12 protein-coding genes and 1 pseudogene are annotated in these 12579 nt (G+C 68.1%); all 13 read right to left on the bottom strand.

Features of this window, described 5'->3' with window-relative positions; translation table 11 throughout:
• Positions 1-296 precede the first annotated feature (296 nt).
• Entirely contained in the window at positions 297-758 is a 462-nt protein-coding gene (locus tag ACZ7MG_RS01490; protein ID WP_471386071.1) for a LexA family protein, read from the bottom strand.
• A 134-nt stretch (positions 759-892) separates the two neighbouring features.
• Entirely contained in the window at positions 893-1831 is a 939-nt protein-coding gene (locus tag ACZ7MG_RS01495) for a hypothetical protein (RefSeq protein WP_471386070.1), read from the bottom strand.
• A gap of 348 nt (positions 1832-2179) precedes the next feature.
• Positions 2180-3160 carry a hypothetical protein gene (locus ACZ7MG_RS01500; RefSeq protein ID WP_471386068.1) on the bottom strand — a complete coding sequence of 327 codons (981 nt, stop codon included), beginning with the start codon at positions 3158-3160 and terminating at the stop codon, positions 2180-2182.
• A gap of 128 nt (positions 3161-3288) precedes the next feature.
• A pseudogene (locus tag ACZ7MG_RS01505) lies at positions 3289-4352 on the bottom strand (SAM-dependent methyltransferase).
• A gap of 22 nt (positions 4353-4374) precedes the next feature.
• On the bottom strand, positions 4375-4824 hold the full coding sequence (locus tag ACZ7MG_RS01510; protein WP_471386066.1) for a hypothetical protein: 450 nt from the start codon (positions 4822-4824) through the stop codon (positions 4375-4377).
• Positions 4825-4892: 68 nt separating this feature from the next.
• Positions 4893-6158: a cytochrome P450 family protein gene (locus ACZ7MG_RS01515; RefSeq protein ID WP_471386064.1), complete on the bottom strand. Its 1266-nt coding sequence runs from the start codon at positions 6156-6158 to the stop codon at positions 4893-4895.
• On the bottom strand, positions 6059-7375 hold the full coding sequence (locus tag ACZ7MG_RS01520) for a cytochrome P450 (RefSeq protein WP_471386062.1): 1317 nt from the start codon (positions 7373-7375) through the stop codon (positions 6059-6061). Before ACZ7MG_RS01520 ends, ACZ7MG_RS01515 begins: the two co-directional genes overlap by 100 nt.
• Positions 7372-7998 carry a GTP-binding protein gene (locus ACZ7MG_RS01525; RefSeq protein ID WP_471386061.1) on the bottom strand — a complete coding sequence of 209 codons (627 nt, stop codon included), beginning with the start codon at positions 7996-7998 and terminating at the stop codon, positions 7372-7374. The genes ACZ7MG_RS01520 and ACZ7MG_RS01525 overlap by 4 nt, the downstream gene beginning before the upstream one ends.
• Positions 7970-8269, bottom strand: a complete 300-nt coding sequence (locus ACZ7MG_RS01530; RefSeq protein ID WP_471386059.1) for a DUF742 domain-containing protein — start codon at positions 8267-8269, stop codon at positions 7970-7972. The genes ACZ7MG_RS01525 and ACZ7MG_RS01530 overlap by 29 nt, the downstream gene beginning before the upstream one ends.
• A 59-nt stretch (positions 8270-8328) precedes the next feature.
• Positions 8329-8745 (bottom strand): roadblock/LC7 domain-containing protein, encoded by a 417-nt coding sequence (locus ACZ7MG_RS01535; RefSeq protein ID WP_471386057.1) that lies wholly within the window; start codon positions 8743-8745, stop codon positions 8329-8331.
• Entirely contained in the window at positions 8742-10067 is a 1326-nt protein-coding gene (locus tag ACZ7MG_RS01540) for a histidine kinase (protein ID WP_471386055.1), read from the bottom strand. The genes ACZ7MG_RS01535 and ACZ7MG_RS01540 overlap by 4 nt, the downstream gene beginning before the upstream one ends.
• Before the next feature lie 510 nt (positions 10068-10577).
• Positions 10578-11750 carry a hypothetical protein gene (locus ACZ7MG_RS01545; protein WP_471386054.1) on the bottom strand — a complete coding sequence of 391 codons (1173 nt, stop codon included), beginning with the start codon at positions 11748-11750 and terminating at the stop codon, positions 10578-10580.
• On the bottom strand, positions 11734-12567 hold the full coding sequence (locus tag ACZ7MG_RS01550) for a thiopeptide-type bacteriocin biosynthesis protein (protein WP_471386052.1): 834 nt from the start codon (positions 12565-12567) through the stop codon (positions 11734-11736). Before ACZ7MG_RS01550 ends, ACZ7MG_RS01545 begins: the two co-directional genes overlap by 17 nt.
• Positions 12568-12579 lie beyond the last annotated feature (12 nt).

The raw sequence follows: 12579 nt of genomic DNA on the forward strand, positions 1-12579 counted from the left end.
CCGGTCGCCTTGAAGAGTTCCGGGCCACCCGCCGTCGCTCGGAAGGCAGTCACGACCTTCAGCAAGCTCAACTCCCCTACCTTTCCGTCTCATTGAGGGCATGTTCGGTCCTCCGCATGACGCTACCCACGGGGCAATCTGCCTATGCGGGCAGGATGAGGGCGCAGGTCCGGGGGTCTGCCTCATGGACTGCCTTCGGCACAGCACGCAGGTGAGCCCTCGGCGACTTGTGCGCGTAGGCGCTCGATCTCGTCGTGCTGGGCGGCCAGCCCGGGAGGAGTTCAGACGACGGGATGCTAGAGGGGGTGGGTGAGGCCGACGACGCGGCCGAGGAGGGTGGCGTTGTCCACGGACGGGGTGCCGGGGTCGTTGTCGTGTTGCTGTGCCACGGTCAGTTGGGCGCCGTTGAGGAGTGCGTGTCCCAGTTCGGGGCCGAGCATGATCTGCAGGACGTACACCTTTCCGGACGCCTCCTCGGGCTGGTTGGGAGTGAGTACGGGGCACACGGGAGCGGCCGGGGGCGGGGGTTCGGAGTGGGTCACGACTCGGTAGGTGCGCGGGCGTGCCGGGTCGCGTGTGAGGAATCCCTGCTCTTCCAGGACTTTCAGGTGGTATTCGACGGAGGATGTGCTGCTGAGCCCGACCGCGTTGCCGATCTCGCGCAGGGTGGGCGGGTATCCGTGGCTGGCGGCCCATGCGGAGATGAAGGTGAGGATCTGCTTCTGGCGCAGACTCATCTGGGATTCGGTTTTCTTCATGATCCTTGACGTTCGGACGGGTGCCTTGGCGAGGCGACGTGGGACGTGATGGGGCGGGGCGTGAGGATCGGCGGGAGCGGCTGGACCGCGTCCAGCGAGGAGAACCCAGCAGGACGGAAGCTGGTTGATGGGGGTCAGGCCACGGACGCGAGGCGCTCGCGGTGGATGTCGACGATCGTGTCGCGGTCGAAGGTGACCATGACCGTGTGATGGTCGGAGAGCCCCTTCATGTCGATGACTTCGGCGTTGGTCACGGCGGGCAGGAGTATGCGGCTGGTGTAGATGCGGTCGACGCGGTGGGCCGGTCCGTGGCTCGGGGAGGCGTCCACGGTCGGTGCAACCGCCCGCAGGCCCGGTCCGCCGGGCAGGAGCGCGGCGTGCCGGGCGGCGTCCTCAAGTTCCGCGGTCAGCAGGGTCCGGTCCGGAAGAGAGTCCATCACCCGCCGGTCGGGGGCGATCTCGTAGCTGCGGTGCGCCCGGTGCTGCGGATCGATGATCTGGTCCAGTTCCGGCACGGGATTCTCGCCGGGAACGAGCCGCGAGGGATCGGCGTAGCTGTTGCCGTCCTGACCGATCGCGAGGACGGGCAGCTTCCGCTGCACAGGCCCGACGTCGGTCTGGTAGGTCTCGACGCGGTCGGCGAAGCGCGTGACGTCCTGTGCCTGGATGGCCCGCAGAGACGGCGAGTTGTAGGACAGGTGGCTGCAGGCCGCGACCACGTCGGTGTTCTCGGTGCCGCGCAGCCGCAGGGTCATCGCGACGGGGTGTAGCAGCCAGGCCGGCCACTGGGTGTTCCATACGGTGATCTGCTGGAAGAACTCCGGGTCGTAGTACAGGGCGGTGGCTCCGAGCCCGGGGCCGAGTTCGCCGCTGAGGCCGAGGATGCGCTGGGACTCGTTGAAGAGGGTGCGCTCGGCTCCGCAACGACCGTGGCCGGGATTCTCCTGGCGGCACAGAACGGCCGGCCGTAACGAGGCCAGCCGCTGGTGCATGGTCAGCCACGTGTCGTAGTCACCGGCGCCGTTGCGTTCGAAATTGCAGCTCGCAACCCGGATGATCCGGCTCTTCCTCATAATTTTCCCCTTCCTCCGCGGACAGGTCTGGACGGCGGGCCGCGCCGGATCTCCGGAAGGGCAGCAGGCTCTGTCCGGCGGGACGGCAACCGAGTCTCTGACTTGCGTTCAGTTGAGCGTCGTTGATCTGCGCCCTCTTCTACGAGAGCGCAAGCTCATTTTGGATTCCTGCAGAATGTCAGCCTGCTTTGTATTTCTTCTTCATGTCGGCTGCGACCCATTTCCGAACGTCGCCCACCGTCCGGGACCTTGGCACGATTTCCGAAATAGTCCAGCGGCTGTCTGTTCTACTGCTGACGTTTCTGCGTTTTCTGGATGGCGCGGTCTGGGCCGGGAGTTCGACTTCGATCACGCGGCCGCTTCTGCTTTACCGGCCCGGCGGGGTATGGATCCGTGGACAGCCGCGAATGCGAGTGCCATGCCGATCGATGCCGTAATGCGGTGCGGGGCGACCCAGAAGAGCAGGACGGAGAGGTTGAAGACGAGGTGGGCGACGGCCAGGGGGAGGAAGCTTTCGTATCGGCGGTACAGCCAGATGCGGCCGGCGGCCAGGACGGCGAAGACGAGGGCGGGGATGCCCAGGTAGGAGTGAAGGGCAACCTCGATGGGGCAGATGACGGTGTAGATGAGCCAGGTGGGCCGTTGGGCCTTGGCCAGCAGGGTGGCTGTGGCGGCCACGATCACCACGTCCTCGATGGCCGCCGTGGCGATGAAGACGAGCACGCCTTCGGCCGGACCGTTGAGTTCGAGGGCAGAGCGCTGGTCGAGTCCCGCGATCGGAGCGTCGTCGAAACCGGCGGCACTCAGGAGACGGCCGCCCATGGTGACGAGGAAGCCCCCGGCGACGCACATCAAGTAGGCCCAGGAGGTGATCCTCCAGGTACGGAGGCGCTGTTCACGGCCGGTGAGGTCGAACCCGCTGCGCAGGGGAGCACTGTTGGCCCGGCACACTTCGATGGCGAGCCACGCCAGGACGACTCCGTACACGGCCGTTCCCAGGTGCCGGGCCAACGGGCTGGAGGCTGGCGTCGCGGTGTAGAGCCAGATCAGACTGCACGCGGCCACCGTGCAGCGCTGGATGAGTCGCCTTCGCCGTGTGCCTCCTTCGTGGTCGGCGGTGCGGGCGGCGAGCATGGCGGCGAGCAGTGATGAGGCGGTCAGCGCCGCGCCGAACTGGACCCAGTCGGCGAAGCCGCCGGGCAGCCAGCTCGCACCGTCGTGTGCGTCGAGTCGCGATGCCGCCCTGGCGAGGGAGGGCAGACTCGCGAGCATCAGCAGGACCGCCGCCCACGCGAGGAGGCGGTTGTGGCTGACGGCACACCGTTTCATAGGTGGTTCTTCCTTCTGAACGAGGAGGGCAGTACACGGCGCCCGGCTGTGACGAACCAGTGCTTCGGCGCCGTCCGAGCAGGCTCCGGCTGAGCACAGGCGGGCCGGGCGCGGGCATGAGGAGACGATCAGATGTGGTTCAGGCAGGTACCGGTCCAAAGCCGTCGGATTCGGCTTTGGCCGTGGGGTGTTGCCCATTCGTGCGGGCTGCAGGGCGATGGGCGGGGGCCGGCTGTGGTGTGGTGAGGATGGCGGCGTAGGCGTGGGAGTGTTCCCCGGAGGGCATTCGGCGGATGCCGTCGGCTCGCCACAAGGCGGTCGGGACGAAGTCCCCGGGTGCTGGGTTCCACGCGGTCAGCACGGCCTGGATCTGCTCCCGTGACCGTGGTTGGTAGGCGATGCCGGCGTCGGCGTACCTGGCGCGCAGGGATCCACATCGTTGCGGGCTCCATGTCCGCGGTGGCGTGGGTGACGGACAGGGCGCTGCCCGCGGGGAGCCACTCGTGCAGAGCGGTCATGGTCCGGGTCGCGGCAGTGGTGCTCAGCCAGGGCAGGACGTCGTGGACCAGCACGGCGATCGGCTGACTGGGGTCGAGGAGGCTGAGTCCCGGGTGGTCGAGGACCTGGTCGATCCGGCGGAGGTCGGCTTGGACCACGCCGGTCTCGCTGCTGCTGTGAGAGCGATGCGGGTGTAGCCGCAGACCATGGGGTCGTTGTCGAGGTAGACGATCCGGGCGTCGGCGTGGACGGCTTTCGCGGCTTCGTGGGTCAGCGCGGGGTCGTGGCGGCCGTGCTCCCGGCTCCAGCTGGAGGGCAGCCCGCAGCCCAGGTCCAGGAACTGGGCGATGCCTAGGTCCTGCGCGAGGGCGGTTACGGCGTGGTGGCGATGCCGTTTGTTGATCGTCACCATGTCGGCAAGCCACGGCGCCGCGTCCAGGAGGCCAGCCGCGAGTTCACGGTCGGCCTCGTAGTGGTCATGGCCGCCCGTGAGGGCGTTGTCGATCCTGGCGGTGGACGGGTGCGTGAACCACGGGGAGGTCCCGGCCCCGCCCGCGTGAGTGTGCGTGGTCAGCGTGCTCGGGCTGGGGGGCGGTGCTGGCACGACGGTCAAGATTCCTTCCTGAACGGACGGGCCCGGACGAACAGGCCGTGCCGGTTCCATTGGAAGGGCAAGGCCTGTCCGGCGGGGCATGGCCGTGGGTTGAGGGCGCGCGTCAGTCGGTGAGGGCTTCGAGGACAAGGCGGAGCAGGAGCGGGGAGGTGAACTCCCTTCCGGGGCTGCCGTGTTGGATCCAGCCAAGGCTGTATCCGGCGGCACGGGTGTGCTCCGGGGGCGGAACGACGATGAAGCTGCCGGTGCTCAGGTAGCGGGTGGTTGGGGGCCAGGGAGTTTCGTCGAAGTGGGGCGGGATGAAGAACCACCACACGGCGCCGTCGGCGAGGACTGCGCCGACGGGCAGGCGGGTGAACTTACACAGCCGGTTCAGAACCAGTTGGCCGTGGTGCTGGGCGACGCGTACGGCGTCAAACGTGTCTCCGGCCGGCAGGACGGCTGGCCTGGGCTGCCGTGCCCATGCGTTCTTGAAGACCCTGCTGGTCAGCGGGAGTTCAGCAGAGGCGGGATCGGCGGCAGTCGGGGGAGGAGGCGAGATGAGGATGCTCATGGGTCGGTCCGAACGGGCAGAGGGGCAGGGACGGGGCGGGCGGCGATGGCCCTTCGCCGGTCGGGTTTCTACGCGGCGCCGGGGAAGGCCGAGGCGGGGGTGAGCAGGGCGGGGAGCGATGAGTGGCCGTGGGAGATGAAGGATGGATAGGGCATCAACTCGACTGCTGGTGTGGCGAGGTGGAGGTCGGGGAAGCGCGTGAACAGGGCGGGGAGCGCGATGATGGCTTCGGCGCGGGCGAGGGGCGCTCCGAGACAGTGGTGGACTCCGTGGCCGAAGGCGAGGTGTCTGCTGGGCTGGCGCGTGATGTCGAAGCGGTGGGCGTGTGGGCCGTGGGTGTCGGGGTCCCAGCCGGCGGTGCCGAAGGTGGTGAGGATGGCTTCGCCCTGTGTGATCGTCTCCTCGCCGAGTTCGATGTCCTCGGCGGCGAAGCGCAGCGGCAGGGAGGTGATGGGCGGTGCCCAGCGCAGGACTTCCTCGACGGCGTGCTTCCAGGCGACGGCGCCGTTGAGCAGGAGTTCGAGTTGGTCGGGATGGTCGAGGAGGGCGGCGATCGCGTTGCCGATCAGGTTGACGGTGGTCTCGAAGCCGGCGCCCAGGGTGAGGATGTGGGTGTCGACGAGTTCCTGTTCGCCGAGTTGGTCGTCCTGGTCGCGGGCGGCGATCAGCGCGCTGGTCAGGTCATCACCGGGTTGGGTTCGCTTGCGTGCGATCAGCCGGGCCATCACCTGGCGGGTGTGGTCCAGGACGTGGCCTGCGGCCTCGGGCGGCGTGGTGGTGTCCAGGATCATGTCGACGAAGTGGGATGCCTCGGCGCGCTCGTCGTTGGTCAGGTCGAACAGCTCGGAGATCACCCGGAGGGGTAGCGGATAGGCGAATTGGGCGCGCAGATCTACCGGACGGTGGGGTGCGGTGTCGGCGTGAGCGGCCAGGGCGTCGAGGAGGCCGGTGGTGATCTGCTCGATCCGAGGGATCATGTCGATGGTGCGGCGGCCGGTGAAGGCGGGGGCGACGAGGTTGCGCAACCGACGGTGGTCCGGGCCGTAGGCGGTGAACATGTTGGTGACGCCGGTCCAGTTGTAGATCCAGTGGGCCTCGGGGTTGGCCTCGATCCATCCCGACGTCCACAGGTTCCAGTGCCGGCGGGGGTCCTTGCTGACCCGGTCGTCCAGGAGCAGTTCCTTGAGCACCGTGTGGCGGGTGATCGCCCAGGCCGGTATGCCACCGGGCAGCTCTACTCGGACCAGCGGGCCGAGGGCGCGCAGGCGGGCGGCTTCGCCGGCGATGTCGCGGCCGGCGGGGTCGATGACGTACGGAACGGGTTGCCGGGCCATGCTCGGTCTCCTCTTGTGGGAAGGGCGGTCACGGGGGTGAACGTTGCGGGGATGTGGCGGTAGGCGGTGTGGAACGGTCCGATGCGCCGCTGGAGGTCCTCGCGGCGGCCGTCGAGTTCCAGGTCGGGCAGGCGGCGGGTGATCTCCTCGATCGCGGTCATGGCGATCAGGACCGCCGGGTCCTTGACCGGGCAGGCGTGCGGGCCGGCGGACCAGGCGAGGTGGGCGCCGCCGCCCGACAGCGGGGCGCCGGCGCCGTGGGGGTCGGCGTTGGCTGCGGCGAAGGAGACCATGACCAAGCAGTGGGCGGGGATGCTCAGGTGCTGGATCCGCACATTGCGGCGGGGGTAGTGCGCCGCGTAGTTCGCCATCGGCGGCTCCTCGCGCAGAACACGCTGGACCGCGTGGAGCGGGGTGAGCGCGCCGTTGGTGACGCTGGAGTAGTACCGGTCGTCGGACAGCATGATCGCTAGGGCGTTCGCGATCAGGTTGGTGGTGGGTTCCTGCCCGGCGCCCACCGTGAGCACCACGTGGTGCAGCACTTCCTCCGGGCTCAGCCCTGCGGGGTGATCCAGCATCCAGGAGGTGAGGTCGTGACCGCGCTGGGCCGTCTTCCGTGCGAGGAGTTGGCCCATGTACGTCTCGAACTCCGCGTTGGCCTCGGCGGCTCCGTCGCCGCCCTCGATGAGGCCGGCCAGGGCGGTCACCAGCCGGGGAGCGGTGTTGTCGGGCTGCCCGAACAGCCGGTTCATCACGTAGGAAGGGATGGGCCGGGCGAACTCGGTGATGAGATCGGCCCTCCCCTTGCCTGCGAAGCGGCCGATCAGATGGCCGGCGATCTCGCGGACGAGGTCGCGCAGATGGTGGGGTTCGATCCGGCTGAAGGAGTCGGTGATGACCTGCCGGTAGCCGGCGTGCCGGGCGCCGTCGGCGAAGAGCGGGTTCGGCCGGGGGCCCAGCATGCCCAGGATCGGGGAGTCCTGCGGCAAATGACTCGCCCACACGGTGGAGTCCTTGGACCACAGCTCGGTGTCGTGCAGCAACTGCAGCGCCGTCCGGTAACCGATGACCAGGTACCCGAACACCCCGGGACTGATCTCGACCGGCGCGACATCGCCGAAGTGGGTGCGCATGTGCGCGTAGTAGGCGTGCGGGTCCTGGGCGAAGCCGGGCTCGTACAGGCGATAGGCGTGGGGCAGATACGGGGACGCGGTCATGAGGCGGGGTCCAGGCGGGCTCGGGTCAGCGAGTGAGCGACCAGGGCGATCAGGGCGTCGAGGGCGGAGTCGCGGTCCAGGGCGTTGCAGAACACCAGCGGTGTTGCCTCCGCGAGATCCAGGACGTCTCGCAGGTCCCGCTCGGCGATCGTGGGGGTGTCGGGGAAGAGGTTGACCGCCACCACGTACGGCAGCCCGGCCCGCTCGATCAGATCGAGGAAGGGATGGGAGTCCGCTAATCGGCGCAGGTCGACCAGGACCAGCACACCCTGGGCGCGGTGGGAGAGTCCGGGCCACAGCGGGGTGATGAAGCGGGACTGCCCCGGGGCACCGAAGAGGTACAGGATCGTCTCGTCGTCGATGGTGCGCCGTCCGAAGTCCAACGCCACCGTGGTGGTCGACTTCTGCAGCGTGAGCGCGAGACTGTCCGTGGCGGCACCGGAAGCAGTCATCACCGCCTCCGTACTGCGCGCCGTGATCTCCGACACCGTCCGGATCAGCGTGGTCTTCCCCACGCCCAGCCCACCGGCCACGACGAACTTCACCAGGAAGCGCACCCGGTCTTCCACGTACGCCGGACTGCCGGGCAGCCCTTCAGCTGAACCTGTCCCTCTGGAGTCCAACGAGCACCCTCTCCAACAGCGTGATATCGACTTCTTCCGCCTCCGGGATGGGGGCGCGGGCCTCTACCAGGCCCTCGTTCACCAGACTGGAGGCCACCACGCACACGGCGTGGACGGTCAGCCGCAGGTGTGCGGAGACCTCGACGACGGTCAGCGATCCGCCGGCGAGCAGCTGGAGCAGATGCGTCTGCGGCGGGTCCAGTCCGGCGGGCTCGTAGCCGCCGCACCGCTTGAGACGGGTCAGCTGCCCGAACGTGTTACGGCGCGGCATGCTGTGACGGCTGGTCGCCACATACGCGGGTACAGTCCGCGGCCCGCGCCGGGACTGCGTCATCGCCCCTCCCGGGCCGGGGCGTCGAAGGCTTTCTCGCCGAGGCGACCGATGAGGTTGACCATCTCGAAGGCGACGTTGCCGATGTCCGCCTTCGGTTCGGTCCACACGGCCAGATTGGTGTGGTTCCCGGCCGCCATCACGATCAGGAACTGACCGGCGACCTCCACCGTGATCTGCGACAGAGGGACAGTGGCCTCGTCCGGCTGCCCGGTGACCGCCCGCACGGTGGCCAGTGCGGTGCTGAGCAGGCCGCTGCCCATCGCGGCGGTGCCCGCCTGAGCGGCACTGGGCAGGTTGGACGAACCACCGGCCGACAGCCCGTCGTCGGTGAAGAATAAGGCCGAACGCACACCGGGGACGCCCAGCAGCCGTTCCGCCCAGCCGCTCTGATCCTTCTGCACCGATGCCTTCATCGGGTGGTCCCTTCTTCTGTCGTGGTCGTGGTCGGAGCGGACTTGGTCCGTCCCCGAGCGGTGCCGCGCTGCAGGCTCGCGTAGCGGCTTCTGGTCTCCTCGGCATCACGCGCTGCCGTCGGGCCCTCCTCGGGCGAGGAACTGGAGGGGCGGAGGCGGTCCGGCTGCTGTCGGCGTCGCCGAGGCAGCTCCGCTGCAGTGGTCGGGGCGGAGCTGCCCGTCACCGCTTCCGGGGTCAGCTCCGACACCGTTCGGCGGCCCACTGGGATCGGGGAGATCACCGACGGGCGCGCGGCCGGGCCCATGGCGACCAACAGGTCTCTGCCGATGTCGAGTACGGCCCGGACCCCGCCGTACTGAGACACCGCGAACGTGACCCGCAGCGGGTATTCCTCGACGAGCCGGCCGACGGCGGCCAGGCCCAGCCGGACCGGGTCTCCCAGCTCGGTCAGCAGCACAGTGCGGCCCGATAGCATCCGCTCCGCGAATCGCCGGTCGTCCTCGTGCAGACCCACGCCGGCATCGTCGATGATCACCGCCGCACCCGAGGGCGTCTCGTGGATCTCGACATGGACCGGGACGGTGCCGGATGAGTAGAACGACGCGTTCGCGTGCAGCTCGGCCAGGACGATGATGACCGGCTCCGCCGCCGCGCCCGTGATCCCGAAATCACGCTCCGGAGCGAAGCAGTTGACGGTCTCGATGAGCTCGAAGCCCTCGACCCGCGACTGCGCCGCCTTCACGATGTCCGACAGATGTGTGTCCTGGCGGGTCAGTCCCGGAGTGTCACCGCACACGATGCCCGCGGCCTGCCAGCGCCGCCGCGTGAACTCGTTCAACCTGTCCAACGCGAGGACACGTTGCTGCACGTCAGGGTCGTGGACCAGCTGCTGCAACTCCTCCAGCAGCTCCTGCATCCGGATCGAATGCGCCCGAGCAGACTGCGCCGTCCACCGGATCACGCTCTGGGCCGCGAGATCGACCCGTATCCGCTCCTCGTACACAGCCGAGGACACCAGATCCAGAACCTTCCGGTGCAGTCCGTCCAGCTCCGTTCCACGGAACACGTCCTGAGCCAACGACGGGACCGGCACATGGGGATGAGTCAGATGTGTGACCAGACCCGGCAACCGGGCTGTCACCAGATGACGCATCTCCGCGAAAACCGACCGCACCTGTCGCTCATGAACAGCGAACGCCGTCCGCTGGGTCTCCTCCGCCCGCACGGCCCGCCGGCGGACGCACACCAACCATGGCACCGTCACCACGGCCGTGGACGCTCCTGTGGCCAGGGCTGCTGCCAACAGGTCAGGAATCAGCATGCGTTGCTCCGTAGATCAGGTCAGGTGCATGTCACTGCGGTCGGGGTGATGGAGTCGTTGCGAGAGGGAAAAGGGGCAGCGGGCACCCACAGGCCCCAGAGGTATAGACCCTTGCGGATTCTTAATCGGAGACGGTGGGGAAATCTCTTATTGTGTCGCGTTCTAGTGGCAGCGCTGACGGAGGTCGCAGAACCCGAAAAGTCCGAACCTTAACCGAAATACGTCACTGGACAGGTGCCTGCGGCTCGAAGAGCGGGGCTGATTCTGTGCCAGCGGAAATGGAAACGGGTGGGCAAGATGACCTCCGGGGACGTGATGACGTCGGCCTGCGTCATTTCCGCGACGCCCGGGTGCCCGTTTCCGGTCGTGACCCATTGTATAGGTGATCGGGCGGTGAATGTGCGGTTCGGGGAGGGGATTCTGTGAAATGAGTTTGGCAGGGTGAGGAGTTGGATTCGTCGCATTGCGGCGGCGTTGCCGAGAGAGCGGTAAGGGTTCGTGTAGCGGTATTCACGCCTGCTTGCTGCTGTGACGGACCGCCAACCGAATGCCCGGTTCTTTCCTATTGCTGTCGGATGGGGCGGGGCGGTTCACATTCTGGCGAATGACGCGATCGCTCGCGCTGAGCGCGGCGGCCAGTTGGTCGGCCAGCTCGGTAGGGAGAGTCCCTGCGCCGAGTGCGCAGGACCGGAGGAGAGCGCGGCAGTCTGACGTCTGCTGGTCGGTGGCCAGAGCCGTGAACAAGGGGTGGGTCAGGGCTTCCCGGGCGGCGTAGCCGCTCGTTGTCTTCATCATCCGACGGTGCAGATCGGCAACCACGAGGCGGCCCAAGGGGTCCTGGGCTGAAGCGATCACGTCCAGTACAGCGAGGCCGAGCCTTGTGTCGAAGACAGTCATATCGTCCCGGTTCGGGCGTTCGAGGCAGGCGGCCACCAAGTCGTGCAGAGGGCGCCGCCAGGGGCGTACCGATGCACGCCGGCAGAGCAGGGTGAGGCAGGCCGTGACGTTGGCTTCCCATTTCTGTCCTGGAAAGGTGTGGGCTAGGAGGCTGCTAGCTCCACGGCTGTTTCCGCTCGTGAGGGCGGTGAGGACGGCGACTTGACGGCCGTCGAGCATGCGCTTTCCGACGCCGCCGTGTTTTTCGACGTGGGCGAGTGCCTCGGTCCAGCGACCGGCGGTGGTCAACGCGCGAGTGCCGTCGGCGATGAGGACTCGCCACAGCCAGGCGCGGACTTCGCGGCGGTCGGCGGAGTTCGCGACGAGGTCCGCGGGTACGGCGATGTTCTCGATCAGCACCGGGCTTGCGGAGGTGACGGCGTCGAACAGTGTTACGAGGCGTCGGTGGCCGTCGTCGGTCTGCCCGGCCCGGAGTTGAAGGCGCGCGAGGTTGACGACGGGTTCGAGAGCGCGGATTGCCGCTCCGGCAGTCAGGGGGGCGGCGTACAGATAGGCGTTGGCGTGTTGAATGCACATCGTGCGGGCGGTGGCTGGGGTGCCGATGTCGGAGGCGATCAGCGCGGCCTGGTTGTAGACCGCGGAGGCGGTGCTCGGATTGCTCGTCTTCACTGAGGTTTCGGCGAGTTCGGCCAACGCGTGTACGCGTTCACGCAGGGGGCGGCAGGCGGGGCGGGGGCGGGCGACGAGCGGGAAGCGCTGGGCCAGGGAGTCAGGGAGTTTCCACACGGTGCCCGGTGCTCCTCTCGGTGGCCGGGTCGGGGCCGAAGACGACGGTTCTCGCGGCGGCGGCGAGAGTGGCCTGGGTGTTGTGGGACAGGCCGATCCGGTTCCAGGCGAAGATCACGTGGTGGGCCAGGACGTCACGCAGCCCCCGATGAAGCTGTCCGGAGTTCGCGAGGCGGGCCAGTTCTCGTCCGGCGTCGACGTAGGCGCCGGCCCACGCGGCGACGTGGGCCAGCGGTGCACCCGTGCTCATCATGCGCTCTGCGTGCACGGAGATCAGCCGCTCCACAGCGGTGTGCAGCCCATCTCGGCTGCCAGAGTCGCCGCCGACGGGCTGTGCACGGTGGGCACCCACCCGTGCCCAGACGTCGCCCTGCTCGTACCAGTCGAGTCCGGCGGAGCGCATCATGAGGCTGCACAGCACAAGGGATATCTCGCTTCGGTGCCCGTCGGCGTTGTCTCGGAGAAGCTCGACGACGTGGCGGCTGTCGTGGTGGAAGAGGCGGTGCGCGCCAGCCATCGCTACTTCGCCGCCGAAGGCGTGGACCTCGGGTTCGTAGATCATCTCTGTCCACGTTGCGATGGCTCTCTCGGCGGCCAATGCGTCGAGCCCGCGACCCAAAGGGTTCTGCTGCCCGTGGACGGCAGGCAGGTAGCGAACCCGCCAGCAGGGGCGTTTGCGGATGAAGAACCATGAGGTGAGTGCCCCTTCGACCTCTGCGGCGTAGAGGAGCGGGGCGAGCTGGGCCACGGCGGTGGTCTCGGCGTGCGGCCAGTCCGGGAAGGTCACATTGGCCTGGTGCCAGGAGGGTGGGTTCATGAGGCGGGTCTC

The organism is Streptomyces sp. NPDC107538 (genome assembly GCF_055657445.1).

Bases quoted from the DNA above. Each gene is read 5' to 3' on its own strand.
- ACZ7MG_RS01490 (WP_471386071.1), bottom strand. From the start codon at position 758: ATGAAGAAAACCGAATCCCAGATGAGTCTGCGCCAGAAGCAGATCCTC.
- ACZ7MG_RS01495 (WP_471386070.1), bottom strand. From the start codon at position 1,831: ATGAGGAAGAGCCGGATCATCCGGGTTGCGAGCTGCAATTTCGAACGC.
- ACZ7MG_RS01500 (WP_471386068.1), bottom strand. From the start codon at position 3,160: ATGAAACGGTGTGCCGTCAGCCACAACCGCCTCCTCGCGTGGGCGGCG.
- ACZ7MG_RS01510 (WP_471386066.1), bottom strand. From the start codon at position 4,824: ATGAGCATCCTCATCTCGCCTCCTCCCCCGACTGCCGCCGATCCCGCC.
- ACZ7MG_RS01515 (WP_471386064.1), bottom strand. From the start codon at position 6,158: ATGGCCCGGCAACCCGTTCCGTACGTCATCGACCCCGCCGGCCGCGAC.
- ACZ7MG_RS01520 (WP_471386062.1), bottom strand. From the start codon at position 7,375: ATGACCGCGTCCCCGTATCTGCCCCACGCCTATCGCCTGTACGAGCCC.
- ACZ7MG_RS01530 (WP_471386059.1), bottom strand. From the start codon at position 8,269: ATGCCGCGCCGTAACACGTTCGGGCAGCTGACCCGTCTCAAGCGGTGC.
- ACZ7MG_RS01535 (WP_471386057.1), bottom strand. From the start codon at position 8,745: ATGAAGGCATCGGTGCAGAAGGATCAGAGCGGCTGGGCGGAACGGCTG.
- ACZ7MG_RS01540 (WP_471386055.1), bottom strand. From the start codon at position 10,067: ATGCTGATTCCTGACCTGTTGGCAGCAGCCCTGGCCACAGGAGCGTCC.
- ACZ7MG_RS01550 (WP_471386052.1), bottom strand. From the start codon at position 12,567: ATGAACCCACCCTCCTGGCACCAGGCCAATGTGACCTTCCCGGACTGG.